The 22,791-nt window shown below is 69.5% G+C and carries 25 protein-coding genes and 3 pseudogenes; 21 read left to right on the top strand and 7 right to left on the bottom strand.

What is annotated here, in order from left to right; all coding sequences use genetic code 11:
* Positions 1 to 791 (top strand): hypothetical protein (locus BZZ08_RS26435; protein WP_104634731.1); only part of this gene is annotated, 791 nt, incomplete at its 5' end.
* A gap of 84 nt (positions 792 to 875) precedes the next feature.
* Here BZZ08_RS26435 and BZZ08_RS26430 read toward each other — a convergent pair.
* From BZZ08_RS26430 to BZZ08_RS26420, 3 genes are all read right to left on the bottom strand, one after another.
* Positions 876 to 2,246: an alpha-lytic protease prodomain-containing protein gene (locus tag BZZ08_RS26430; RefSeq protein WP_104634730.1), complete on the bottom strand. Its 1,371-nt coding sequence runs from the start codon at positions 2,244 to 2,246 to the stop codon at positions 876 to 878.
* Between the two features lie 122 nt (positions 2,247 to 2,368).
* Complete coding sequence (locus tag BZZ08_RS26425) at positions 2,369 to 3,316, bottom strand: LysR substrate-binding domain-containing protein (protein WP_104634729.1); 948 nt, start codon at positions 3,314 to 3,316, stop codon at positions 2,369 to 2,371.
* A gap of 64 nt (positions 3,317 to 3,380) precedes the next feature.
* Positions 3,381 to 4,364 (bottom strand): helix-turn-helix transcriptional regulator, encoded by a 984-nt coding sequence (locus BZZ08_RS26420; protein ID WP_104634728.1) that lies wholly within the window; start codon positions 4,362 to 4,364, stop codon positions 3,381 to 3,383.
* A gap of 56 nt (positions 4,365 to 4,420) precedes the next feature.
* Here BZZ08_RS26420 and BZZ08_RS26415 point away from each other — a divergent pair, with 56 nt between their 5' ends.
* The gene (locus tag BZZ08_RS26415; protein ID WP_104634727.1) at positions 4,421 to 4,813 is read left to right on the top strand and encodes a VOC family protein; all 393 of its coding nucleotides are present in this window, start codon (positions 4,421 to 4,423) and stop codon (positions 4,811 to 4,813) included.
* Between the two features lie 93 nt (positions 4,814 to 4,906).
* Here BZZ08_RS26415 and BZZ08_RS26410 read toward each other — a convergent pair whose 3' ends face one another.
* Positions 4,907 to 5,338: an ATP-binding protein gene (locus tag BZZ08_RS26410; protein ID WP_104634726.1), complete on the bottom strand. Its 432-nt coding sequence runs from the start codon at positions 5,336 to 5,338 to the stop codon at positions 4,907 to 4,909.
* A gap of 158 nt (positions 5,339 to 5,496) precedes the next feature.
* Between BZZ08_RS26410 and BZZ08_RS26405 the strand changes: the two genes are divergently transcribed.
* Together BZZ08_RS26405 and BZZ08_RS26400 are read left to right on the top strand one after the other, a co-directional pair.
* Positions 5,497 to 6,345 carry a helix-turn-helix domain-containing protein gene (locus tag BZZ08_RS26405; RefSeq protein WP_104634725.1) on the top strand — a complete coding sequence of 283 codons (849 nt, stop codon included), beginning with the start codon at positions 5,497 to 5,499 and terminating at the stop codon, positions 6,343 to 6,345.
* Positions 6,342 to 6,533 (top strand): DUF397 domain-containing protein, encoded by a 192-nt coding sequence (locus BZZ08_RS26400; protein WP_104634724.1) that lies wholly within the window; start codon positions 6,342 to 6,344, stop codon positions 6,531 to 6,533. Before BZZ08_RS26405 ends, BZZ08_RS26400 begins: the two co-directional genes overlap by 4 nt.
* Here BZZ08_RS26400 and BZZ08_RS26395 read toward each other — a convergent pair.
* Positions 6,484 to 7,383, bottom strand: coding sequence for a helix-turn-helix transcriptional regulator (locus tag BZZ08_RS26395; protein WP_198601703.1), 900 nt, complete (start codon positions 7,381 to 7,383; stop codon positions 6,484 to 6,486). The genes BZZ08_RS26400 and BZZ08_RS26395 overlap by 50 nt on opposite strands.
* A 77-nt stretch (positions 7,384 to 7,460) precedes the next feature.
* Here BZZ08_RS26395 and BZZ08_RS26390 point away from each other — a divergent pair, with 77 nt between their 5' ends.
* From BZZ08_RS26390 to BZZ08_RS26375, 4 genes are all read left to right on the top strand, one after another.
* A complete protein-coding gene (locus BZZ08_RS26390) occupies positions 7,461 to 8,222 on the top strand; it encodes an SDR family oxidoreductase (protein WP_104634722.1) in 762 nt (253 codons plus the stop codon).
* Position 8,223: 1 nt separating this feature from the next.
* Positions 8,224 to 8,433 carry a 4-oxalocrotonate tautomerase family protein gene (locus BZZ08_RS26385; RefSeq protein WP_104634721.1) on the top strand — a complete coding sequence of 70 codons (210 nt, stop codon included), beginning with the start codon at positions 8,224 to 8,226 and terminating at the stop codon, positions 8,431 to 8,433.
* Between the two features lie 157 nt (positions 8,434 to 8,590).
* Positions 8,591 to 9,949 (top strand): NADP-specific glutamate dehydrogenase, encoded by a 1,359-nt coding sequence (gdhA, locus tag BZZ08_RS26380; protein ID WP_198601702.1) that lies wholly within the window; start codon positions 8,591 to 8,593, stop codon positions 9,947 to 9,949.
* Between the two features lie 282 nt (positions 9,950 to 10,231).
* A complete protein-coding gene (locus tag BZZ08_RS26375; RefSeq protein WP_030039020.1) occupies positions 10,232 to 10,435 on the top strand; it encodes a cold-shock protein in 204 nt (67 codons plus the stop codon).
* 142 nt (positions 10,436 to 10,577) lie between these two features.
* On the opposite strand, the gene BZZ08_RS26370 is transcribed toward BZZ08_RS26375, so the two are convergent.
* Both BZZ08_RS26370 and BZZ08_RS26365 read right to left on the bottom strand, forming a co-directional pair.
* The gene (locus BZZ08_RS26370) at positions 10,578 to 10,937 is read right to left on the bottom strand and encodes a hypothetical protein (RefSeq protein WP_104634719.1); all 360 of its coding nucleotides are present in this window, start codon (positions 10,935 to 10,937) and stop codon (positions 10,578 to 10,580) included.
* A gap of 49 nt (positions 10,938 to 10,986) precedes the next feature.
* Complete coding sequence (locus BZZ08_RS26365) at positions 10,987 to 11,343, bottom strand: MerR family transcriptional regulator (RefSeq protein WP_104634718.1); 357 nt, start codon at positions 11,341 to 11,343, stop codon at positions 10,987 to 10,989.
* 525 nt (positions 11,344 to 11,868) lie between these two features.
* Between BZZ08_RS26365 and BZZ08_RS26360 the strand changes: the two genes are divergently transcribed.
* The 13 genes and pseudogenes from BZZ08_RS26360 (at position 11,869) to rplW (ending at position 22,768) form a co-directional block, all read left to right on the top strand.
* On the top strand, positions 11,869 to 12,516 hold the full coding sequence (locus tag BZZ08_RS26360) for a hypothetical protein (RefSeq protein WP_104634717.1): 648 nt from the start codon (positions 11,869 to 11,871) through the stop codon (positions 12,514 to 12,516).
* Positions 12,517 to 12,533: 17 nt separating this feature from the next.
* Entirely contained in the window at positions 12,534 to 12,866 is a 333-nt protein-coding gene (locus BZZ08_RS26355) for a hypothetical protein (RefSeq protein ID WP_104634716.1), read from the top strand.
* A gap of 73 nt (positions 12,867 to 12,939) precedes the next feature.
* The gene (locus BZZ08_RS26350; RefSeq protein ID WP_104634732.1) at positions 12,940 to 13,407 is read left to right on the top strand and encodes a hypothetical protein; all 468 of its coding nucleotides are present in this window, start codon (positions 12,940 to 12,942) and stop codon (positions 13,405 to 13,407) included.
* A 351-nt stretch (positions 13,408 to 13,758) separates the two neighbouring features.
* Complete coding sequence (locus tag BZZ08_RS26345) at positions 13,759 to 18,288, top strand: DUF6531 domain-containing protein (RefSeq protein ID WP_104634715.1); 4,530 nt, start codon at positions 13,759 to 13,761, stop codon at positions 18,286 to 18,288.
* Positions 18,289 to 18,330: 42 nt separating this feature from the next.
* Positions 18,331 to 18,954 carry a hypothetical protein gene (locus BZZ08_RS26340; RefSeq protein WP_104634714.1) on the top strand — a complete coding sequence of 208 codons (624 nt, stop codon included), beginning with the start codon at positions 18,331 to 18,333 and terminating at the stop codon, positions 18,952 to 18,954.
* A 207-nt stretch (positions 18,955 to 19,161) separates the two neighbouring features.
* Positions 19,162 to 19,449, top strand: a pseudogene (locus BZZ08_RS39655) (Scr1 family TA system antitoxin-like transcriptional regulator); the annotation flags it as partial.
* Positions 19,409 to 19,515: pseudogene (locus BZZ08_RS39650) on the top strand (DUF397 domain-containing protein); the annotation flags it as partial. The pseudogenes BZZ08_RS39655 and BZZ08_RS39650, both read left to right, overlap by 41 nt.
* Positions 19,509 to 19,765, top strand: a pseudogene (locus BZZ08_RS40140) (RHS repeat-associated core domain-containing protein); the annotation flags it as partial. The pseudogenes BZZ08_RS39650 and BZZ08_RS40140, both read left to right, overlap by 7 nt.
* 73 nt (positions 19,766 to 19,838) lie before the next feature.
* A complete protein-coding gene (locus BZZ08_RS26330; RefSeq protein WP_133169224.1) occupies positions 19,839 to 20,264 on the top strand; it encodes a hypothetical protein in 426 nt (141 codons plus the stop codon).
* Positions 20,265 to 20,714: 450 nt separating this feature from the next.
* Complete coding sequence (gene rpsJ / locus BZZ08_RS26325) at positions 20,715 to 21,023, top strand: 30S ribosomal protein S10 (protein ID WP_003948644.1); 309 nt, start codon at positions 20,715 to 20,717, stop codon at positions 21,021 to 21,023.
* A gap of 16 nt (positions 21,024 to 21,039) precedes the next feature.
* Positions 21,040 to 21,684, top strand: coding sequence for a 50S ribosomal protein L3 (gene rplC / locus BZZ08_RS26320; protein WP_104634712.1), 645 nt, complete (start codon positions 21,040 to 21,042; stop codon positions 21,682 to 21,684).
* Between the two features lie 8 nt (positions 21,685 to 21,692).
* Positions 21,693 to 22,349 (top strand): 50S ribosomal protein L4, encoded by a 657-nt coding sequence (rplD, locus tag BZZ08_RS26315; protein ID WP_104634711.1) that lies wholly within the window; start codon positions 21,693 to 21,695, stop codon positions 22,347 to 22,349.
* Positions 22,349 to 22,768, top strand: coding sequence for a 50S ribosomal protein L23 (gene rplW / locus BZZ08_RS26310; protein WP_007443985.1), 420 nt, complete (start codon positions 22,349 to 22,351; stop codon positions 22,766 to 22,768). Before rplD ends, rplW begins: the two co-directional genes overlap by 1 nt.
* Positions 22,769 to 22,791 lie beyond the last annotated feature (23 nt).

Below are 22,791 nucleotides of genomic sequence, written 5' to 3'. Positions count from 1 at the left end.
CCATGGCGGCCGAGACGGCGCGGCCGACCGGCGCTCCCGGCGAGCCCGCCGGGGCGGAACGGGCCACCCGCGAGCACCCGTTCCGCGGCTCGCCCGCCGAGCGGTGGGCCGAGGGCGCCGACGCCATCGCGGTGCCGCGGGCGAAGGCGCTGTCCGGCATGAGCGAGGACGACGTGGCGTTCGCGCTGCGCCGCACCAAGGAACTCCTGGTCGCCGCCAACCTGGACCCCGCCGTACTGCGCGGCGGACACCCGGACGAGGCGCTGGCCGTCCTCGACCCGAAGCAGCCGGAGCTGCTGCCGAAGCTGCGCCGCTCCCTGAGCAGCCCCGACGAGGACCACGACCCGCTCCGCCTCTTCACCCGCTTCGACCCCGCCGAGATCCGCCCGGCCGGTGACGTCGTCAAGGTCCGCGGCCGCATGACGCTCGCCGCCGGCGAACCGGGCGTGGTCAAGATCAACGCGGACTACACCTTCGTCTACCCGCTGGTGCGGGCCGACGACGCGGACGGACCGGTCGCCCGCACCATCATCCGCCGCGTGCTCACCCTGACCCTGAACGACCCGGCGAAGTGGAACGTGACCGAGGGCAAGCTCCTGATGGAGAAGTACTTCTCCGAGTACGGCAACACCGACTGCGACGTCTACGACGGCTTCCTGCACCCCGGCTTCCCCGACGACGACGGTCCGGGCGGCGCGCGGCCCACCGGCCCCCCGACCGACCCCTACGACCGCAGCCGTCCCCTCAGCGGCTCCGGGTCGGGAGGCTGCGGCCAGGTCACCCGCACCTGAGGCAGACGTGACCGGGCCCGGGCGCTCTCCCTCACGCACGCCCGGACCCGTCCCCCGTTGTCCCCTGTGGGGGTCAGTGGGGTGTCACACCCGCTGCCAGAGCGCGGGAACGTTCGGCGGCTCCCAGCCCGCGTAGGCCTGGTGGCCCTGGAGGCAGCGATAGGTGGCGCCGCCGTACGTCACGGTGTCGCCCGGCTGGTAGACGGTGCCGGCCGCCCAGGTGCCGCCGGGTTCGCCGGGCTCCTCGCCGCCGTCGTCGCCGCCGGTCGTCTTGAGCGTGAGCCCGAAGTTCTGGAGCAGCGCGTTGATCGGCTGGAAGAAGGTCTCGCCGCCGGACCGGCAGTCGCCGGAGCCGCCCGAGGTGACGCCCTGGGCCTGGCTGCCGGAGATGTAGGAGCCGCCGGAGTCACCGGGCTCGGCGCACACCGTGGTCCTGGTGACCGGGGAGATGGTGCCCTCCTGGTAGGTGACGCTGGTGTTCAGCTGCGTGATGGTGCCGCAGTGCCAGCCGGTCGTCGAGCCGGAACGGCACACGGAGGCGCCCACCGGAGCCGCCGTGGAGCCGGCGACCTGGACGTTCTGCCCACCGGCGCCGAGGACGTACGGGGTCGCCGTCCAGCTGGAGTTGGTGGCCACCCATGCCATGTCGCGGCCCGGGAAGATCGAACCCTGGAAGGTGCCCTGGGCCACCCGGTTGGCGCCCGTCGTGCTGGAGCCGGCCCGGCCGCAGTGCCCCGCGGTGGCGAAGCCCTGCTGGGTGCCCTTGGTGACGGGGAAGCCGATCGAGCAGCGGCTGCTGTTGTCGATGTAGTACGCCTCGCCGCCGCGCAGGTCGTAGAAGGTGCGGGGCCGCTCGGTGCGGGACTCGACCCGGGCGAGGGACCGGTCCACACCGGCCGCCGCCAGCAGCGAACGGGCCGCGGCCGGACGTATCGCCTCGACGACGACGGTGTTGGCGCGGGTGTCGACGTACCAGACGGGCGCGTCGGCGGTGTTCAGACCGGCCGCCGCCTCGTCGAGGCGGGCCTTGGCCGCGTCCAGGCCGGCGAGCGAGTGGCGTACGACCTTCGCCTGCGCGCCGCGCGCCTCGATCGCGGCGACGTCGCCCGCGTCGGTCGTCGCCACGGTCAGCGTGCCGGACTCGGCACCGTCCACCCACGCGCCCGCGAAGTCGCTGCCGAGCGCGGCCCGCAGCCGGCCCGCCGTGGCCCCGGCCTCGGCCTCGTTGACGAGGCGGCGCTCCGCCTGCCGGCGGTCGAGGCCGAGGTCCCGCTGCATGGCCTTGAGGAGAGCCGGGGGCGCGGCGTCGGTGCGCAGGGTCTCGGCCGCGGTGGGGGCGGAGTCGGCGGGTGCCGCCCCGGCGCTCGCGGAGCCGCTGAGCCCGGCCACGAGCAGGGCCGCGGTCGCGGTGACGGCGGCACCCACGGCTCTGTGGTGTCGGTGTCGGTGGGGCATGGGGGATCTCCTCGGTCTCGGTGGGGAGGTGCCGAAACCGTAGGGAGGGCCGACCGGCCGGCATAAGAGGTCAGCCGCCCCTCTGCCCGGTGTTATGGAACGCGGTGTTACGGGACCCGGTGTTACGGAACCCGGTGGGCCGACATCCACTCCGTGTAGCTGTCGCTGTTGGCCGCCACGCCCGCGTGCGCCATGCGCGCCTGCGAGAGCACGGCGGCGGCGGTGTCCTGCCGCTGCGTCGCCGCGTGCCAGCCGAGCAGATGCCGCCAGGTCAGCGGGGTGCCGGTCAGGGGCCGGGTCACGATCTGGGGCGTGGTCGGGAAGGTCGCCCGGCACAGCCCGACCGCCCGCCCCACCTGCACCAGGTGCACGAGCGAGGCGGTGTCCGTCTCGTACATGCGGCGCGGGGTGAAGCCCGCGCGGGCGCACGAGGCGGTGAAGCAGTCGCCGAAGCAGCCGTCGCCGGGTACGCAGGACCACTCCTCGTCGGCCAGCTCGGTCAGGTCCACCTCCGCGCGGCGGGCCAGCGGGTGGTTCTCGGACACCATGACGAACACCGGGTCGACGGCGACCTCCCGCCACACCAGACCCTCACCGGGAGGTGGTGACGCGGTGCCGCAGGTACCGGCCAGCGCGAAGTCCAGCCGCCCCTCGGCGAGCTGCCCGGCCAGCTCCCGCTCGGACCAGGAGGTGCAGGTCGTCATCCGGGCGTCGGGTGCCACACCGGCCAGCCGGTCGAGGAGGGCGCCCAGCAAGGGCCCGTGGGTGCCGCCGATCCGCAGCCGCTCTGCCGTCCGCGGCGCGCGGGCGAACCGGGCCGCCTCCTGCTGCAACTCGGTCACCGCGGGCAGCACGATCCGGCTCCGCTCCAGCACCAGTTCGCCCAGCGCGGTGGCCCGCACCCCGTGCCGGCCGCGTACGAACAGCGCGCCGCCCAGGGCCCGTTCGATCCGCTTGAGCTGTGCGCTCAACGCGGGCTGCGCGAGACCGAGAGCCGTCGCCGCCCTGGTGAGGCTGCCGGCGTCGGCGATGGCCCGGACCGTCTTGAGATGCCGCAACTCCAGCTCCATGAGGGGAGCTTGCGACGAGGGGAGGACGGGGGCAAGGGGTTGGTACGGACCTGTGGAGGAAACTTCAAGTACCCGCGTCGCCGTTCGCGGCGAGCAGTTCCCGGGTCCGGCGCAGCAGCGCCTCCCGCACGGAGTCCGGCGCCAGGACGCGCAACGGCGTGGCGAGGCTGAACAGATACCTGGCCAGTCCCTCCGCGCTCGACCCGCCGACCTCGACGACCGTGGCGTCCGGCCCGTCGGCCCGGTGCAGCCCGACCGTGGCGGGAATGGACCGCAGCGCCTGTTCCATGGGCACCGGCAGGCGGACGGTGGCCAGCACCGCGTACGGCCCGGTCGCGCTCGCGCGGGACACGAGCAGCGCCGGATCGGGCAGCGGTTCGCTGAACTCGACGGGCCGCCCGGTCGGCTGCACCCGCTCGACCCGGTCCGCCCGGAACGTCCGCCACTCTCCCCGCGCGACATCCCGTGCCACGAAGTACCAACGCCGCCCGGTGTGCACGAGCCGGTACGGATCGACGTCCCGCACACTGGCCCGCCCTCCCCAGTCCCGGTACGCCATCCGGGCCCGCTCGCCCCGCCGGCACGCGGCCGCCAGCTCCAGCAGCGTCCCCGCCGCGACCTGCGGTTCCCCGGCCCTCGGTGTCTGCACGAACGCGGCGTCCATGTCCCCGAGCCGGTCGCCCAGCCGCTTGGGCAGTACCTGCCGCAGCTTCAGCAGTGCCGACAACGCCGCCTGGTCCCCGCCGAGCGCCCCGCTCAGCGCGGCCTCCCGCAGCCCGACGGCCACGGCGAGGGCCTCCTCGTCATCCAGGATCAGCGGCGGCGTACGCGTCCCCGGCCGCAGCCGGTACCCGCCCCACGGCCCCGGATCGGAGTCGACGGCGTACCCCAGCTCCCGCAGCCGGGCCACGTCCCGCCGCACCGTCCGCTCGGTGACCTCCATCCGTTCGGCCAGCTCGCCGCAGGTCCACGCGGGACGGACGGCGAGCAGGGAGACCAGTCGCAGCAGCCGGGCGGAAGTACTGAGCACGGTCCCGAAGTCTTCCACGCCTCCGGCGCCGACCAGGACCGAACCTGTCCTGGTCACGTCCTACGGTCTCTGCCATGACGACAACGCAGAACACCCCGGCACCGGCCTTCCGCTACTCGGCCGTCACCTTCGACTGCTCCGACCCCGCCCAGCTGGCCCGCTTCTGGGGCGAGGCCCTCGGCCTCCCCGTCGCCTTCCACACCGACGACTTCTACCTCCTCGGCGGCAAGGAGGGCGCACCCGGCCTCGGCTTCTGCCGCCTGACCGACTACCGCCCGCCCTCCTGGCCGGGCACCGACCAGGAGAAGCAGGCCCACCTAGACGTCGGCGTCGACGACCTGGACGCGGGGGAGGCCCGCATGCTCGCCCTGGGCGCGACGAAGCCAGAGTTCCAGCCGTCCCCGGACCGCTGGCGGGTGCTGCTGGACCCGGCGGGGCATCCGTTCTGCGTGTCGGCGGTGGCGTGACGGCTGCTCGTCGAAAGCGCGCCGTGGGCGGGAGGGGTGGGGCTTGGTGGGGTCATTTCCCCCCGGGTTCCTGCTCTTGGTAGGGCACCGACCTCAGAACGCGGGTCGCGGTGGCATGCAGCGCAGCTCCGCCCAGACCGTCTTGCGCGGGAAGCGGCCCTCCGTCACTCCCCAGCGGCTCGCCAACGCCTCCACCAGCAGCAGGCCCCGGCCGGATTCGGCCTCGGGCGAAGGCTGTCGGGGGTCGGGGAGTGCCTCGCCCCGGGTGTCGGTCACCTCGATGCGGAGGGTGTCGCCGACGACGTAGAGGGTGAGCCGGAAATCGCGGCCCGGGACGCGTCCGTGGGCGCTCGCGTTGTTGGCCAGCTCGGCGACGAGCAGGCGTGCCGGGTCCAGGGGCAGACCCCAGGAGCGGAGTTGCTCGGTCGCCAGCAGACGGGCGAGGCGGGCACCGCGTGGCGTGGGGGACAGCTGCACGCTGAAGTTGCGGACGGACGTCGGGAGTTCGGCGGATTTCTGGTTCACGTCACTCAGCGTGGCGGCGTGTGCGTACCGTGAAAAGTGACTCAGCGGGTACGTGCCGTGACTGTCCGGTGGTTGTCCATCGCTGTCGGGGCTGTCGGTACGTGCCGTACGGGTAGGGCGCTGGGGGCAACACGGCGAGCACGACGAAGGGGAGCGGGATGACGGTCGAGACGGACGAGTCGGGGTGGGAGGTCGACCCCGACGACGAGTGGGGCGTCGCGGTCATCACCACGGTGGGACGGCAGTTGAAGCTTCGCCGCGAGGCCGCGGGGATGCGCGCCGGCGAGTTCGGAGTGGCGGTCGGGTACGGGGAGGACCTGGTCTACAAGGTCGAGGGCGGCAGACGGATTCCCCGGCAGGAGTATCTGGACAGGGCCGACGAGGTGCTGGGGGCCGGTGGGCTCATCTCGGCGAGCTGGGAGGACGTCAAGAAGGTCCGTTACCCGAAGAAGGTGCGGGAGCTGGGGAAACTGGAGGCGAGTGCGGTCGAGATCGGCATCTACGAGTGCAACAGCGTCCATGGGCTCTTGCAGACACCGGAGCATGCCCGCGCGCTGATGGAAGCCGCTCAGCCGCCGTACTCCGCGGACGACGTACAGCGCATGGTGGCCGCCCGCATGGCTCGGCAGTCGGTCTTCGAACGCGATCCGGCGCCGTCGATCCACTTCGTCCTGGAAGAGGCGCCGTTGCGACGGCCGGTTGGCGGCACAATGGTGAGGCAGCAGCAGCTCGAACGCCTGTTGGAGATGGGATCGTTGAACCACGTCTCACTTCAGGTGATGCCGACGGACACTGAGGCCCACCCGGGTGTGGACGGCAAGATCGAGCTGCTGAAGTTCCCGGATGGCACGGCAGTGGGACGTAGCGATGGTGCGTTCAACGGTCGGCCGACCGCTGAGCCCAGGGAGCTGCGCATCCTTGAGCTGCGGTATGGCACCATCCGGGCGCAGGCTCTCCCACCGAGAGAGTCACGTGCCTTCATCGAAAAACTGCTGGGAGAAACATGATCCGCGAGACCGAACTGGTCTGGTTCAAGAGCAGCTACAGCAGCGGTACGGACGGCAACTCCTGCGTCGAGCTGGCCGTCACCCCCGGCACCGTCCACGTCCGCGACTCCAAGAGCACCGACGGCCCCCTCCTGACGCTCACCCCTGCTGCCTGGGCGCGCTTCCTGCCGTACGCGTCGCAGCGCTGACCTCCTGCGTTCCGACGACCGACAACAACTCCAGCAACCCCGCGCTGTCGGTCCCGACGGCCGGGGTGAACCACAGAAGCCGCTGGCGGCCGTCCTCACTGAACAGGTTGAGGCAGTTGACCTCGATCAGGCCGATCACCGGGTGGACGAGCCGCTTCCGGTCGTCGCGCCGGAACGCCACCTCGTGGTCGGCCCACAGCGCGGCGAACTCGGGGGACACACCGAGCAGCGTACGGATCATCGAGCCGGCCTCCGCGTCCTTCGCGTCCCGCCGGGCGGCGGCGGCCCGCAGGTCGGCGACGAAGGCGCGGGACTGGGTCTCGTGGTCGGCCTCGGGGTACAGCAGCCGGGCCTCCGGCTCGGTGAACCACCGGTGCACGAAGCTGGCCCGCGGCCCCCGGTAACCGGACTGGTCCCCGAGCAGCGCCACGGCCAGCGGATTCTGTACGAGGGTGACGTGCAGGTCGGTGATCACCTGCGCCGGTGTGGACGTCATGCGCTCCAGCAGGTCCAGCATGCCGGGGTGCACGTGCGAGGCGGGCCCGCCCTGCACGGGCACCGGCCGGTCGGCGAGCCGGTACAGATAGTCCCGCTCGTCGGCGGACAGCCGCAGCGCACGCGCCAGCGCGGCGATCATCTGCTCGGACGGCTGGGACCCGGCGCCGCGCTCCAGCTCGTTGTAGTAGTCCACGGAGGCCCCGGCGAGCTGGGCGACCTCCTCGCGGCGCAGCCCCGGCACCCGGCGGCGCGGCCCGGCCGGGAGTCCGACGTCGGCGGGGCGGATGCGCTCGCGCCGCGACCGCAGGAACGCGCCCAGCTCGGCGTACTTCACAGCGCTCATGCGGTCCATTCTGCGCCGGGCCGGGCCGCCGACCCAGGGGATGGCATCCCCTGGCTGCGGCGGCCGACCGGGCGCATCGTGGACGCATGACCACGAACACGAACCAGCACACAGGGGCGGACGCCCGCGTGGCGATCGTCACCGGGGGATCGCGCGGCATCGGCCGGGCGGTCGCGCGGAAGCTCGCCGAGGACGGCCTGGCCGTCGTCGTGAACTACGCCCACGGCGCCGCGGCCGCCGACGAGACGGTGGCGGCGATCACCGGGTCCGGCGGACGGGCCCTCGCCGTACAGGCCGACGTGGCGGAGGAGAAGGAGGTCGCCGCCCTGTTCGACCGGGCGGAGGAGGAGTTCGGCGGCGTCGACGTGGTCGTCAACGCGGCCGGGCGGATGACCCTGTCGCCGATCGCCGACCTGGACCTGGCGGCGCTCGACGCCATGCACCGCACCAACATCCGCGGCACCTTCGTCGTCGCCCAGCAGGCGGCGCGGCGGCTGCGCGCGGGGGGCTCGTTCGTCGGGTTCTCGACCTCCGTGGTGGGCGCGCAGTTCCCCACGTACGGCGGCTACGCGGCGAGCAAGGGCGCCGTGGAGGCCATGACGATGATCCTGGCGCGGGAGCTGCGCGGCCGGGACATCACCGTGAACACGGTCGCCCCCGGCCCGACGGCCACGGACCTCTTCCTCGACGGCAAGACGCCCGAGCAGATCGACCGGCTCGCGAAGACGCCGCCCCTGGAGCGGCTGGGCACCCCGGAGGACATCGCCGCCGTGGTCGCCTTCCTGGGCAGCCCCGCCGGGCACTGGGTGAACGGCCAGATCCTGCGCGCCAACGGAGGGCTGGTCTGACATGCCCTTCGCCCACTTCAAGGTCCCCGCGGGCACCCTCACGCCGGAGGACAAGAAGAAGATCGTCGAACGCACCACCGACCTCTACGCCGAGATCTACGGGGAGCGCGCCCGGCCGACTACCGTCGTCCTCGTCGACGAGGTCCCGGACGGCGGCTGGGGCGTCGCGGGCAACGTCCTGACCGCCGCGATGCTGAACGGGGAGGCGTAGCGGCACCGGGAGTCCTTCGTCTCACCCAGTGATCGGGTGCTGGCCACGGGGTTTACATGCGCGTAACACTTAAGCGTCCCGCGCGCGGCAACGGCGCCGAGCGCCTCCCACCGGTCGCTGCACGCGACCGGTGCCCGCCGTGCCAGAAAGGGCCCCTGTGACGACGCGAAGCGAGACGCAGACCACCCTCGACCACCTCCTCACCGAGATCGAGCACCGCAATCCGGCCCAGCCGGAGTTCCACCAGGCCGTGCACGAGGTCCTGGAAACGCTCGCCCCGGTCGTCGCGGCCCGCCCCGAGTACGCCGAGCCGGGCCTCATCGAGCGGCTGGTCGAGCCGGAGCGCCAGGTGATGTTCCGGGTGCCGTGGCAGGACGACCAGGGCCGGGTCCGCGTCAACCGGGGCTTCCGCGTCGAGTTCAACAGCGCGCTGGGCCCGTACAAGGGCGGCCTCCGGTTCCACCCGTCGGTCAACCTGGGCGTCATCAAGTTCCTGGGCTTCGAGCAGATCTTCAAGAACGCCCTGACCGGCCTCGGCATCGGCGGCGGCAAGGGCGGCAGCGACTTCGACCCGCACGGCCGCAGCGACGCGGAGGTCATGCGGTTCTGCCAGTCCTTCATGACGGAGCTGTACCGGCACATCGGCGAGCACACGGACGTCCCCGCCGGTGACATCGGCGTCGGCGGCCGGGAGATCGGCTACCTCTTCGGCCAGTACCGCCGGATCACCAACCGCTGGGAGTCCGGCGTCCTCACCGGCAAGGGCCAGGGCTGGGGCGGCTCGCTGATCCGCCCGGAGGCGACGGGCTACGGCAACGTGCTCTTCGCGGCGGCGATGCTGCGCGAGCGCGGCGAGGACCTGGAGGGCCAGACCGCGGTCGTCTCGGGCTCCGGGAACGTGGCGATCTACACCATCGAGAAGCTGACCGCCCTCGGCGCCAACGCCGTCACCTGCTCGGACTCCTCCGGCTACGTCGTCGACGAGAAGGGCATCGACCTCGGCCTGCTGAAGCAGATCAAGGAGGTCGAGCGAGGCCGCGTCGACGCGTACGCCGAACGCCGGGGCGCCTCGGCCCGCTTCGTCCCCGGCGGTCGCGTCTGGGAGGTCCCGGCGGACCTCGCCCTCCCGTCGGCCACCCAGAACGAACTGGACGAGAAGGACGCCGCCACCCTGATCCGCAACGGCGTCAAGGCGGTCTCCGAGGGCGCGAACATGCCGACGACCCCCGAGGCCGTCCACCTGCTCCAGCAGGCCGGCGTCGCCTTCGGCCCCGGCAAGGCGGCCAACGCGGGCGGCGTCGCGGTCAGCGCCCTGGAGATGGCGCAGAACCACGCCCGTACGTCGTGGACCGCGGCGCGGGTCGAGGACGAGCTGGCGGACATCATGACCAGCATCCACACCACCTGCCACGAAACCGCCGAGCGCTACGGCGCCCCCGGCGACTACGTCACCGGCGCGAACATCGCCGGCTTCGAGCGGGTGGCCGACGCGATGCTGGCGCAGGGCGTCATCTGACGGAACTCGCCCCGCCAGGTAATTCCTGTGAAATGGGCACCCTGAAATCTGTATCCGCCGTACCAGGGTTTGACGGAACGTGCGGACAGTTTCCTTGCGGCGGCGAACAGGGCGTAATTTCTGGACGTACGCGGGGTCCCGTTGCGTGCTACTGTCGTTATCAGTTGCAGGTGTGGTTCCCGAATGTGATACCGGTCTTTTTTCCGGTCGGGGTGATCATCGCGGCGACACGGCGTCCGTACAGTGCGGGCGCCGGTGCACTGCCCCGAAGGAGAAAAAGACATGGCTACTGGCACCGTGAAGTGGTTCAACGCGGAAAAGGGCTTCGGCTTCATCGAGCAGGACGGTGGCGGCGCTGACGTGTTCGCCCACTACTCGAACATCGCCGCCCAGGGCTTCCGTGAGCTGCTCGAAGGCCAGAAGGTGAGCTTCGACATCGCGCAGGGCCAGAAGGGCCCGACGGCCGAGAACATCGTCCTCGCCTGACGTCGGCGCGCCCGCGGGCGCGCAGCGCAGCTGGGGCCCGCATCCTTCGGGGTGCGGGCCCCAGCTGCTTTTCCGTAACCATGGAATTCACGTACGCGGATTACTGCGCACTGTTCGGTCTGTTCTCGGATTCCCGCGGGTTTCAGTGGTCGGAGTAGCTGAAGTCCCCCACGGTCCAGGCGCTGACGTCATCGATCGCCACGCGGTACATCCCGCCCGTTTCGGGGATCCCCATCGTGCCCTGGAGGATCCGGGCGACATGGAAGTGCAGGTGCGTGGGTGCCTCCTTCTTTTCCGCCGGAGCGTCGAAGGCGGCGGAGAAGACGCCCAGGTCCGCGGAGTCGGTCAGCACTTCCGACACCCGCTGCCGCCACACGGACTCGGGGGCCAGGCGGCCGGTGATAACAGCGCCGTGGGTGACCACGGTCAGGGACATTCGACTGCTCTGCGCGGACTCCACACGGGCGGCAATGTCAACGAGCAGCTCGTCAGGCTTCGACATGAGAACAGATTTTATCCGCAGGCCCGCGCGGGCGGGCGGGTCGGTGGCACTACCGGGCAGTACTGGCACTCCCCGGCTTGTCTCCGGACACCCCGGCGCCACCGCTTCGCAGCTCCGCGTTGATGCGCTGAGCCTCTTCGAGCTGGTCCTCCAGGATGATGATGCGGCAGGCCGCCTCGATCGACGTTCCCTGGTCGACCATCTCGCGGGCGCGAGCGGCGATGCGCAGCTGGTAGCGGGAGTAGCGGCGATGGCCCCCCTCCGAGCGCAGCGGCGTGATCAGCCGGGCGTCGCCGAGGGCTCGTAGGAAGGCGGGCGTGGTGCCCAGCATCTCGGCCGCCCGCCCCATGGTGTACGCGGGGTAGTCGTCGTCGTCGATGCGGTTGAGCGGTGTGTCAGCGGTCATCTGCACCTCTGTTTGCGGAACGCGTCGAGGGGCCTTGGTGCCGTACGGCACCAAGGCCCCGAGGGATTTGTAACACCATCTGCCGGCCTACTGCACTGCCGGCCTTCTGTTGAGGGATCGCGGATGCGTGACCGTGGGACCACCTTCCGTTCCGGGGCCTGCGGTACCCGGTGAGAACGTTCTCGCCCGGGCGATCCTGATGGCGTCCTCCTCCTTCTCTCCTCGTGCCGTACCTCTTGGTGTTGCGGGTCCTGCTGGTCCTGCTGTTACTCATGCGGGCAGTTCGTCTCTGCCGCGCCTCACTGACTTCCTGGCTACGACAGAAGACTAACCACAGCAGCGGCGGAATGTCTACAGCGGTCACGACAGGTTTTCATCCAAACAGGTGAACGGCTTTCTGTACCGAGGGTGCGCGGGCCACGCCGTCGGGCCCTCGTGCCGGACATCACCGGCGCCGGGCCGCCGATCAGTGGGACGATGACGGGAACAGCCGATCGAGCGACACACGGGGAGGCCGGGCACACCATGGCCCGTTACACGGAGGCACTGACCGTCGAACGGGGCGGTTTCCGCATCAAGGTGCCGGAGTCCTGGTGGGAGTTCGACGTACGCCCGGAGTCCCGGGACGACTCGATCCGCCGCATGGTCGAGGACCGCATCCGCCGGTACCCGGAACTGAAGCCCTCCCGGTCCGCGTACGTCACCTTCCTCCAGAAGGCGGCGTCCGACGCGTGGAAGTCGGGCGCGCTGTACTGCGGTTGCATGGCGGAGAGCTTCGGCGGCGACACCCCGATCACGGGCTCGGTCACGGTCTCCCTGATAGGCGGCCGCACGTCCTCCGGCGACCCCCTGCCCACCGACCCGGCTGCCATAGCCGCCCAACTCGCCGTCAAGGAGGCGCGGAAGCCCGGCGACTCCTGGCGCGAGGTCACCACGGTCGACATCCCCGGCGTGGGCCCCGCGGCCCGTACCCGGGGCGTGGAGGACATCCCGGTCCCCGGCGACGCCCTGAACCGCACGGTCCGCGCGGTGCTCATGCAGACGTACATCCCGGTCCCCGGCCAGGAGGGCAAGGTGGCCCTGGTCGCGGGCAGCAGCCAGGTCCTCGACCTCGCGGACTCCTTCTTCGACATCTTCGACGCGATCACGTCGACGTTCCGGTTCGCGGACTGAGGAGTGCGGGGGCCCCGGTGACCGAGGAATTCGTCCTCGACCTGGACGAGGGAATGCTGGAGTACTTCCGCGACATGGTGGCGGTACTCGTGGACCGCTGCGGCATCTCCCGCCCGGAGGCGGTGGCGAGGATCAACAGCCAGTACGCGGACCTGGAGGTCGACCCTTACCCCGACCTCCTGTGCCACGAGGCCCCGGAGTTCTGGGCCCTGCCCGCCTACTACGGCCGCGGCGACCACCTGCTCCCTCCCACCGGCGACCCGGACGCCGACGCCCACATCGACTTCTCCCGCCTCCCCCTCCACCCGCCCCCACCCCGGGACTCCCGCTTCTGGACCCTCCCGCGATGACACGGGCCTGGCGTGAGCTGATCGAGGCGTTCGGGACCACGAGACGGACGAGCGGACCCCGGTGTCACTGATCATGTCGACGCACCGGAACTGGCAGACCGGCGAACGACTGCTGGCCCTGAACGACCCGAAGGAATGGGACGCCGCGTTCGAGCGCGGGGAGAGAAGCCTCGGCACGGCGGCCATCGGACTGGCCTTCAACTGCTCCCTGGAGGAGGCGTCACCCCGGATCGTCCGGGCGATGCAACTCCCGGACGTCGCTCAGCGAGGGTTCGCCTGCACCGCGGCAGGAACGGCGGCTCGCCTCAACGGCGCGTTGACGCCCGAGCTGTACGCCGCACTGCGGGCGGAAGGCCCGGGCCGCAGGAGCATCGCGGTGAACGCGATCAACGACACCCTGACCTTCGTGCCGTTCCGACGACTGCCGACGTGGCTGAAGTGCTGGCGCGTCGTCTCCACGGTGCGGAACAAGCTGGACGCGTGGCGGCTGAGCTGCACTTACGCGGCGACCGACGCCTGGGGGGCGGTGCGCAGACGATGAACCCGCGTCGTCCGCACCCGCGCCTCACGATGCCGCGCTCCGCACCCTTCGTAGTCTTCGGCCCACGAGCCGCTCCGGCATTCCGGACGGGCACCGCCCGCTTGGAAGCGGCGGGAGGGCAGATCCATCACTCCTTCGCGGAAGAGCATCGCGCTCCGCGTCCGCCAGCCCGACCTGACCGTCACCACGGCAGCCGATCACGTCACGGCGGCCCTGAACCCCGAGGTATGGCACTGACCTTCTGGCCGCGCCCGTCCGAACCATCTTTCTTCGAACTGCTGCTCCTTGTAAGTTCACGTGTGCGTACGGGTGGTTGCTGGTGCGGCGCGTGAGTTGACGGGGGTTGCGGGGATGGTGGGCCACAGGCCGAGTGACTGGCATGTCCTGGACCTGGACAAGGACCCGACTCCGGGGGATCCGCAGCGGGTGCGCACGCTCGCGAAGACGCTGCACGACTTCGCCGACGACGTCTCGGAGGCGTTGCGTCTGGTGAAGGGCATGGCCGGCGAGTCCACCCTGGCCGAGTGGGCGGGGAAGTCGGCGACGGTCTTCAAGGAGGAGTTCTCCGGCGTTCCCAAGAACCTGAAGAAGCTGGAGAAGTCGTACGGGATGTGCGGCGACGCGCTCGCGGACTTCTGGCCGAAGCTGGAGCGGGCGCAGGCCCTGGCGGACAAGGCGCTCATCAAGGCGCGGGAGGCCCGACAGGACCTCACGTCGGCGCAGTCGAAGCTGTCCTCGGCGGACTCGTGGGTGACGCGGGCGTCGAAGGAGGCGGACAAGTACAAGGACGACCCGACCGGCAGCAAGTCGGACGCGGACAAGCCGGACGAGGCCAAGGTCCGCGCCGCCACTCGGGACGTCCAGCACGCCAAGACCGCGCACACCAACGCGCAGTCGGCCGTCGACTCGGCGCAGGGTGCGCTGGACGCGGCGAAGAAGATGGCCGAGGACGCGCGCAAGATGCGTGACGACGCGGCCCGGGAGGCCAAGAACAAGATCGACGAGGCGTCCGACGCCGGCATCCAGAACCGCTCCTGGTGGGAGGACGTCGGCGACTGGTTCTCCGACAACTGGGACACCATCGTCGCGGTCTGCAAGGTCGTCGTCGCCGTCGTCGGCATCATCGCGATGATCATCGGCGGCCCCATCCTCGGCGCGATCGTCCTGGTCGCCGCCCTCGTCGTCCTCGCGGACACGCTCTACAAATACAGCAAGGGACAGGCGTCCCTGTGGGATGTGGGGTTCGCCGCACTCGACTGCATACCCGGCATGAAGGGCTTGACCACTCTCGGCGGACTCGCCAAGGGTGCGAAGGCACTGGGCAAGATGGGGCTGAAGGGCATGGCCCTCAGCGCGCGAGGCGTCGCGAAGAACGCCAAGACAGCGGTGGCCGACGGCGCCAGGGGGGCCTACAACCGGCTGAAGAGCAAGATCAAAGGCTGCGGTGACCCGGTCGACGTCGCTACCGGAGAGACGTTCCTGGTCGAGACGGACGTGTCCCTTCCCGGAACCCTGCCCCTGACGTTCATGCGCCGCGCCGCCTCCGACTACGGATGCGGATGGTGGTTCGGTCCTGGTTGGTCCTCGACTCTGGATCAGCGCCTGGAGATGGACGCGGACGGCGTCTACTTCGTCACGGAGGACGGGATGATCCTCGTCTACCGCGTCGAAAGCGAGGCAGGGCATCTCTGGTTGCCCGAGTCGGGTCCCCGTATGCCCCTCAGCCGGGAGGCCGACGGGACGTATCGAGTGGACGATCCCTGGACCGGTCTCAGCCGCCGCTTCGCCCCGCAGCCCGACGGCACTGCCCGTATCACCGACATCACCGACCGCAACGCCAACAGTCTCACCTTCGATTACGACGAGTCCGGCGTTCCGCTCGGGATCCGGCACTCAGGCGGTTACCACGTCACGTTCACTACCTCCGACGGCCGTGTCACCGCCCTGCGTCTGACCGATGCCGAGGACGGTTCGGACACGGTTGTCAGGCGATACGGCTACGACGACGGCAACCTCACCGAGGTCGTCAACTCATCCGGCCTGGCCCTCGCGTTCACCTATGACGAGTACCTGCGCATGACGTCATGGACCGACCGCAACGGCCACCGGTACACCTACGCCTACGACGATCATGGGCGATGCGTCTCACAGGCCGGACAAGCCGGACATGTCGCCGGCACATTCACGTACGACGAGGAACTCTCTGCCTGGCCGGGGCACCGCATCACCAGTCACACGACGACCGACGGCGCGACCACGCGTTTCGTTGTCAACGACAACAGTCAGGTCATTGCCGAGATCGACCCCCTTGGCCACTGCACTCGAACCGAGTACGACGACCACCACCACCTGCTCTCCCGTACCGATCCCCTTGGGCACAGCACGCGTTATGAGGTGGACGCAGTCGGTCGGCCGACGCATGTCTCGCTGCCAGACGGCGGCGTCGTCACGGTGGCGTACAACGCACTGCACCTGCCGACCCGCGTGACACTGCCGGACGGGACGAACTGGCAGCACACCTACGACGCACGAGGCAACCGGCTTGAGACCATCGCACCGGACGGTGCGCGCACGCGTTTCGCCTACGACGCCCATGGGTCGATCGCATCGGTGACCGACCCACTCGGCGCCACGACGACCGTGCGTTGCAATGCCGCCGGCCTACGATGCGAGACCACTAGTGCTCTGGGGGAGCGCACCACACGCACGTACGACTCCTTCGGTCGGCTCAGCGTCATCACGGGTCCCCTGGGAGAAACGACCAGGCTGTGGTGGACCGTCGAAGGGCGTCCGACCCGTGTCCTCGGCCCCGACGGCACCCAGGAGACGTGGACGTATGACGGTGAGGGCAACTGCACGTCCCACGTGAAGCCGGACGGCGCCCTGACGACCTTCCAATACGGTCCTTTCGACCTGCTCACCGCGCAGACGGAACCCGACGGGGGACGGTACGAATTCGAGTACGACGCGTCACTTCGGCTTACGCATGCGATCAATCCCCTTGGCCTGCGTTGGGCATATGCCTACGACGCGGCAGGCCGGCTCGTTGCCGAAACGGACTTCGACGAACAGCGGACAACCTATGAGCGGGACGCAGCCGGCCGGTTGTCGCGGCGACTGAACCCGACGAGCCAGGAGGTCGCGTTCACGTACGACCCGATGGGGCGGCTTCGTTCCAAGGTGGTCGGCGCCGAGTCCACCGAGTACGTCCACGACGCCATGGGACGGTTGGTCCGTGCCGTGGGGCCGGGCTGCGACCTGAGGATGGAGCGGGATCTCGCCGGACGGGTCGTCGCCGAGTGGGTGAACGGCCGGTCGACGGTGTCGACGTACGACTCCGCCGGCCGCCGTGTTGAGCGCGTCACGCCCTCCGGTGCGCGTGCCGTGTACGGGTATGACGCTGTCGGACGAATGATCCGTCTGAATACTTCCGGCCACGCCATTGAATTCGGTCGCGATGCCGCCGGACAGGAAATCAGCCGTCGCATCGGTGCTTCGCTGCGTCTCGACCAGACGTGGGACGCGAGCGGTCAGCCTGTGGAAGAACGGTGGACGACCGCGGACCGGCTGGTCCAGGGCCGCGAATACAGCTACGGAGCGCAGCACGATCCCAGCCGGGTGTCCGATGCCATCGACGGTCCTGTTGTTCTGACCACCGACTCGATGAGGCGCGTCAGGAGCCTGGAGGGGGAGGGCCGTTCGGAAAGCTATGACTATGACGTCGCAGGACGCGTCACTTCTGCTTCATGGTCCGGCTATCCGGGACTGGAAGCGGCGCAAGGCGGCCGTTCCTACGCCGGAAGCCGCCTGGAGCGTGCGGGAGGAGTGCGCTATGTCCACGATGCTGCCGGACGGGTCGTGGAGCGCTGCAAAAAGCGTCTGTCCCGGAAGCCCGCAGTCTGGCGGTACGTCTGGGACGCCGAGGACCGACTCACCTCAGTCAGGACCCCGGACGGCACGGCCTGGCGCTACTCCTACGACCCTCTCGGCCGCCGTATCGCCAAGGAGCGACTTGGCGACGACGGCCACTCAGTCGTGGAGCGGACGGATTTCACGTGGGACGGCCCGGTTCTCGTGGAGGAGACCACCAGCGATCCGGCTCTGCCGAATGCGGTCACCCTCACCTGGGACCACTCCGGCCTGCGACCGATCGCCCAGACCGAACGACTGACCGACTCGGCCACGCAGGAAGAAGTAGACGCTCGCTTCTTTGCGATCGTCACCGACCTGGTCGGAACTCCGACCCAACTCGTCGATCCGCACGGCGAGGTGAGCTGGAGAGCCCACCGGACGCTATGGGGCACTACGGCCTGGCCCCGGCGGAGCCGGGCGTACACCCCGCTCCGCTTTCCCGGGCAGTACCAGGACCAAGAAACAGGGCTGCACTACAACTACCACCGCCACTACGACCCGGAGAGCGGTCGTTACACCTCGCTGGACCCACTCGGACTGGCGCCCGCTCCGGACCCCTACAGCTACGTGACCCATCCGTGGCGGCAGACCGACCCCTTCGGTCTGATGTCCTGCGACGAGGAAAGCGTGGTTCTCTATCATGGCTCACGGGACTGGAGCGGCGGGGAATTCTCATTGGGCCGCTCTCACGACATGCAGCGCGAATACACACCGGACGCCGGCGTATACCTGACCGATGACTTCAACAGGGCGGCCACACAGTACGCCGGTCCCGAAGGAGTCGTGGTGCGGACCGAAGTGCCGAGATCGTTCGCTGATTCGGTGCTCCGCGAGCACAGCGGGCCCGCCGGGCGCCAGCCGGAGTACTTCGTGGACACTCAGGAGGGGGTCGACATCCTGAATGCAGGTTCTCCGCGCGTACTTCCACAGCGAGACGCGGTGATTCAGCACATGATGGGCCAATTTTAGAGTCTTGTGAGGAGCGCGGCAGTGGCAGGTTCGATCGTTCCCATGTCGGAGAGCATGCTGGCACGTGGTGTCTTCGGCCCGCTCGGCGGTGTCGTGGAGGTCGGGGCCGTGAACGCCACGGGTACCTGGTCCGTCTCAGACGTCTCGGTCGGCCGTTTCCTGGACGACCGGTCCGAGGACGTGGGGCGCCTGCTCGGCGGTATCCGGTCGGTCTGCCGGTTCAGCGACTCGGGTATGGCCGTTGTCGACGAGCTGGGACGGCTGCGCGATCATGAAGTGCCCGCGGCCTTTCTGCTCCTGTGGTCCGCGGGTGTCACGGGGGTCCCCGAGCCCCTGGCGAAGCTGGAGGAGCCGGCGCTGGTTCGCCGCATGTGCCGTATGGCAGCGGACCTGCAGCTCACGCTTCTGCTCCAGGCACTCGTCACCGCGGCCGTCGCGGCCGGCACCGAGGCCGTCCGGGGCGGGGAGCAGATCGTCGAGGTGTTGACGATCGCCTGTGCCCTGGCGGACCCGAGCGGCGGGAGCACTCCCAGCCTGGTCTTCCGCATGTGGCGTGTCGCGCACCTGCCGGACATCCTCCGACCCGAGTCCGACGCGCCGGACGAAGGGAAGGCCGGATTCCGGGCATACGACGAGATTCTGGATCAGTTGCTCGCTGTGTCCTGACGGGGTGACCGTGCGCCTTCGCGCAGTCGCCCTTCCGGACCCGGGGCGTGCGTGCCGCCCCTGGATACGTCCGACAACAAGTGCGACACGGCCTCGCGCGGGCAGGGAAGCACGAGTGAATGGCGGACGTAAGCGCGGAAGTGGGTCAGCCGGCCGAGTTCGAGGAACTCACGAAGCCATCAGTGGCGGCAGTTCTCGTCGCCGCGGGCTGGGCGGGCGAGCGCAGGAGTCCGGCGAAGGAGTGGGCGACGACGTGGCAGCGAGCCGATACCCATGCGTGGACTCAGGGCGAGGGGGACGTTGTGCCGCCCGGTCGGGGACACAACGGTGCTGCGCCGACAGCTCGAACACATATGGGGCATAGCGGAGTTGCCGTACCTGGAGCTTCAGGTAATGCCGACCGCACTTCGGAGGCCGCCCCGTCTCCCACCCCAGGCAGCTACGCGTCCTCGATCTCGAAGTCGCCCCCACCCCCACCACCATCCATATCCGTGACTCCAAGGACACCGCTGGCCCCGACTCGCACTCACGCCGGAGGCATGGGCGAGCTTCGTGACCTAATCGGCACCCCCACCGATCTCGTGGACGAATCGGGCACGGTGGCATGGCGTGCCCGATGCACTCTTTGGGGCGCTACTGCCTGGCCGAAGGAGACCCCGAGTCTGGACTCCACTACGACTACTTCCGGCACTTCGGCCCGGAAACCGGTAGATGCGTCACTTCGGACCCACTGGGTCTTTCTCCGGCTCCGAACCCATCCGCCTATGTCCGTAACCCGTTGAAAGACACGGACGTTCCCGGTCTCGCTCCGGAGCGTTATCGGGCGCTGGACAAACCCGGCGGAGACCATCATTTCTTTTCAGAACTGATTGAGGTGTTATGTAATGGACGCGAAAGCACAATCCCGCCTCGAAAGTGCCGGCCTTGAAGTGCTGGGAGCGTACGAGGGGCAGGGTGGGCCGACCGTCACGGAAGCGTTCCGCCGCGTGGTGCACCTGGATGCGGAACCAGTCGAGCGCATCCCGCGGAGCGGGGGCGACGCGAGGCAGGTCGTGGACGAGCGTTGGAGGGCGCGCGCCCGCGCCGGAGGGCTGGTGGCCGATGACGGTTCGTTCCTGGCCGCCGCCGGTATGGAGCTGGGGTGGGTCCGGGTGAGGCTGACCGAGCGGACATCGATCTCGTCCACAGCGGATCAACCGGGCGAGCTCCTCTTCATCGCCAGGTCGCTGAGCGGTCACCTCGCCCTTGCCGCCAGCACCGAGGGCGGCGAGTACTGGCTCCTGGAAGAGAAGTTCCCGATGGCGCTCTGAACCTGTCCCCCGGACAGCGGGATGGCGGTCACACCACCCGCCCGGGTTTGATCTCCGTCACCCCCGGGGTATTCTCTCCGGCCCGATTGGCCAGCCCCGCGCCCCGTATGGCAGACTAGCGGGGTTGCTCGGTCGAGTGCCGATGCTGCGCGCCTCCCGCCGGGGGGACCGGAAGCGAGTCCCACAGTACTCGTCGCTCCTGATCAGGGGCGGACGTACGGGAATCTTCCGGGAAGTGTCAGCGGGGTGCAGGCCAGGCACCCGGTGGGCCTCTCGCCCCCGGCCTGCGGTTCCGGAAGGGCCCGCGACTCCCACTGCAGGGAAGTCCCGAAGAGGGACATCCATGTCAGCGAGAGCGCGACACGCCCGACCGCGTGGGTCGGAGGGGGAGCGGAAGAAAAGGGACCACCGGGTCCAGAGCGTTTCGAGAGACAGGACTACTGAGTAGCCATGGCGGGACAGAAGATCCGCATCCGGCTCAAGGCCTACGACCACGAGGTCATCGACTCTTCGGCGAAGAAGATCGTCGAGACGGTGACGCGCACTGGTGCGTCGGTCGCGGGCCCGGTGCCGCTGCCCACTGAGAAGAACGTGTACTGCGTCATCAAGTCGCCGCACAAGTACAAGGACTCGCGCGAGCACTTCGAGATGCGCACGCACAAGCGCCTGATCGACATCCTCGACCCGACCCCCAAGACCGTTGACTCTCTGATGCGACTCGACCTCCCGGCCGGTGTCGACATCGAGATCAAGCTCTGAGGGCGGTGATCTGAAGATGACCAAGCAGATCAAGGGCATCCTGGGCGAGAAGCTCGGCATGACGCAGGTGTGGGACGAGAACAACCGTGTTGTTCCGGTCACCGTCGTCAAGGCCGGCCCCAACGTCGTCACCCAGGTCCGCACGAACGACGTCGACGGCTACGAGTCGGTCCAGATCGCCTTCGGCGAGATCGACCCGCGCAAGGTGAACAAGCCCCTCAAGGGCCACTTCGCCAAGGCCGACGTCACCCCCCGTCGTCACCTCGTCGAGATCCGTACCGCTGGTGCCAGCGAGTACACCCTCGGCCAGGAGATCACCGCTGAGGCCTTCGAGTCCGGCGTGAAGGTCGACGTCACCGCGAAGAGCAAGGGCAAGGGCTTCGCCGGCGTCATGAAGCGCCACAACTTCAAGGGTGGCAAGGCGTCGCACGGTGCCCACCGTGTGCACCGCATGCCCGGATCCATCGGTGGCTGTGCCACCCCCGGCCGTGTCTTCAAGGGCATGCGCATGGCGGGTCGCATGGGCAACGAGCGGGTCACCACCCAGAACCTGACCGTTCACGCCGTTGACGCGGAGAAGGGCCTGCTCCTCATCAAGGGCGCGGTTCCTGGTCCGAACGGCGGCCTCGTCCTGGTCCGCACTGCGGCCAAGGGGGCCTGAGGTAACCGATGAGCACTGTTGACATCCTTTCGCCTGCCGGCGAGAAGACCGGAAGCGTCGAGCTCCCCGCGGAGATCTTCGGCGTGGAGAAGATCAGCATCCCGCTGATCCACCAGGTCGTCGTCGCGCAGAACGCCGCTGCCCGCCAGGGCACGCACAAGACCAAGCGTCGCGGCGAGGTCCGTGGTGGCGGCAAGAAGCCGTACCGCCAGAAGGGCACCGGCCGCGCCCGCCAGGGTTCGACCCGTGCGCCGCAGTTCGCCGGCGGTGGCGTCGTCCACGGCCCGCAGCCGCGTGACTACTCGCAGCGGACCCCGAAGAAGATGAAGGCCGCGGCCCTGCGCCACGCCCTCACCGACCGGGCCCGCCACAACCGCATCCACGTCGTCACCGGCGTCATCGAGGGCGAGAACCCGTCCACGAAGGCCGCCCGGACGCTGTTCGGCAAGATCTCGGAGCGCAAGAACCTGCTCCTGGTCGTCGACCGCGCCGACGAGGCCGCGTGGCTGTCCGCCCGCAACCTGCCCCAGATCCACATCCTGGAGCCGGGCCAGCTGAACACGTACGACGTTCTCGTCTCGGACGACGTGGTCTTCACCCAGGCCGCTTTCGAGTCCTTCGTGTCTGGCCCCAAGGCCGCTGACACCGAAGGGAGCGAAGCCTGATGGCTACGCGTCACCCGAGCATCGCCTCCAAGGCGGCCAAGGCCGCCAAGGCCGCGCGCGTCGCCAAGGCGCGCCGCCACGAGGCCGAGGGCAAGAACACCGTCGTCACCCCGGCCAGCAAGGCGTTCACGGACCCCCGTGACGTGCTGCTGAAGCCGGTCGTGTCCGAGAAGAGCTACGCGCTCCTCGACGAGAACAAGTACACGTTCATCGTCGCGCCGGGCTCCAACAAGACCCAGATCAAGGAGGCCGTCCAGGCGGTCTTCTCGGTCAAGGTCACCGGGGTCAACACGATCAACCGCCAGGGCAAGCGGAAGCGGACCCGCACGGGCTTCGGCAAGCGTGCCGACAGCAAGCGCGCGATCGTGACCCTCGCCGAGGGCGACCGTATCGACATCTTCGGCGGTCCGACCTCCTGACGGAGGTCCGGATCGTCCGGAAT

The sequence above is a fragment of the Streptomyces sp. MH60 genome (assembly GCF_002939385.1).
GTDB lineage: Bacteria > Actinomycetota > Actinomycetes > Streptomycetales > Streptomycetaceae > Streptomyces.
Note: the sequence above shows the minus strand (reverse complement) of the source record. Positions and strands in the feature narration are given on the sequence as shown.

What these genes read in the sequence shown, in the direction of transcription:
- BZZ08_RS26430 (WP_104634730.1), bottom strand. Translation starts at nt 2,246, where the DNA reads ATGCCCCACCGACACCGACACCACAGAGCCGTGGGTGCCGCCGTCACC.
- BZZ08_RS26425 (WP_104634729.1), bottom strand. Translation starts at nt 3,316, where the DNA reads ATGGAGCTGGAGTTGCGGCATCTCAAGACGGTCCGGGCCATCGCCGAC.
- BZZ08_RS26415 (WP_104634727.1), top strand. Translation starts at nt 4,421, where the DNA reads ATGACGACAACGCAGAACACCCCGGCACCGGCCTTCCGCTACTCGGCC.
- BZZ08_RS26405 (WP_104634725.1), top strand. Translation starts at nt 5,497, where the DNA reads ATGACGGTCGAGACGGACGAGTCGGGGTGGGAGGTCGACCCCGACGAC.
- BZZ08_RS26400 (WP_104634724.1), top strand. Translation starts at nt 6,342, where the DNA reads ATGATCCGCGAGACCGAACTGGTCTGGTTCAAGAGCAGCTACAGCAGC.
- BZZ08_RS26395 (WP_198601703.1), bottom strand. Translation starts at nt 7,383, where the DNA reads ATGGACCGCATGAGCGCTGTGAAGTACGCCGAGCTGGGCGCGTTCCTG.
- BZZ08_RS26390 (WP_104634722.1), top strand. Translation starts at nt 7,461, where the DNA reads ATGACCACGAACACGAACCAGCACACAGGGGCGGACGCCCGCGTGGCG.
- BZZ08_RS26385 (WP_104634721.1), top strand. Translation starts at nt 8,224, where the DNA reads ATGCCCTTCGCCCACTTCAAGGTCCCCGCGGGCACCCTCACGCCGGAG.
- BZZ08_RS26375 (WP_030039020.1), top strand. Translation starts at nt 10,232, where the DNA reads ATGGCTACTGGCACCGTGAAGTGGTTCAACGCGGAAAAGGGCTTCGGC.
- BZZ08_RS26370 (WP_104634719.1), bottom strand. Translation starts at nt 10,937, where the DNA reads ATGTCGAAGCCTGACGAGCTGCTCGTTGACATTGCCGCCCGTGTGGAG.
- BZZ08_RS26365 (WP_104634718.1), bottom strand. Translation starts at nt 11,343, where the DNA reads ATGACCGCTGACACACCGCTCAACCGCATCGACGACGACGACTACCCC.
- BZZ08_RS26360 (WP_104634717.1), top strand. Translation starts at nt 11,869, where the DNA reads ATGGCCCGTTACACGGAGGCACTGACCGTCGAACGGGGCGGTTTCCGC.
- BZZ08_RS26350 (WP_104634732.1), top strand. Translation starts at nt 12,940, where the DNA reads ATGTCGACGCACCGGAACTGGCAGACCGGCGAACGACTGCTGGCCCTG.
- BZZ08_RS26345 (WP_104634715.1), top strand. Translation starts at nt 13,759, where the DNA reads ATGGTGGGCCACAGGCCGAGTGACTGGCATGTCCTGGACCTGGACAAG.
- BZZ08_RS26340 (WP_104634714.1), top strand. Translation starts at nt 18,331, where the DNA reads ATGTCGGAGAGCATGCTGGCACGTGGTGTCTTCGGCCCGCTCGGCGGT.
- BZZ08_RS26330 (WP_133169224.1), top strand. Translation starts at nt 19,839, where the DNA reads ATGGACGCGAAAGCACAATCCCGCCTCGAAAGTGCCGGCCTTGAAGTG.
- rpsJ (WP_003948644.1), top strand. Translation starts at nt 20,715, where the DNA reads ATGGCGGGACAGAAGATCCGCATCCGGCTCAAGGCCTACGACCACGAG.
- rplC (WP_104634712.1), top strand. Translation starts at nt 21,040, where the DNA reads ATGACCAAGCAGATCAAGGGCATCCTGGGCGAGAAGCTCGGCATGACG.
- rplD (WP_104634711.1), top strand. Translation starts at nt 21,693, where the DNA reads ATGAGCACTGTTGACATCCTTTCGCCTGCCGGCGAGAAGACCGGAAGC.
- rplW (WP_007443985.1), top strand. Translation starts at nt 22,349, where the DNA reads ATGGCTACGCGTCACCCGAGCATCGCCTCCAAGGCGGCCAAGGCCGCC.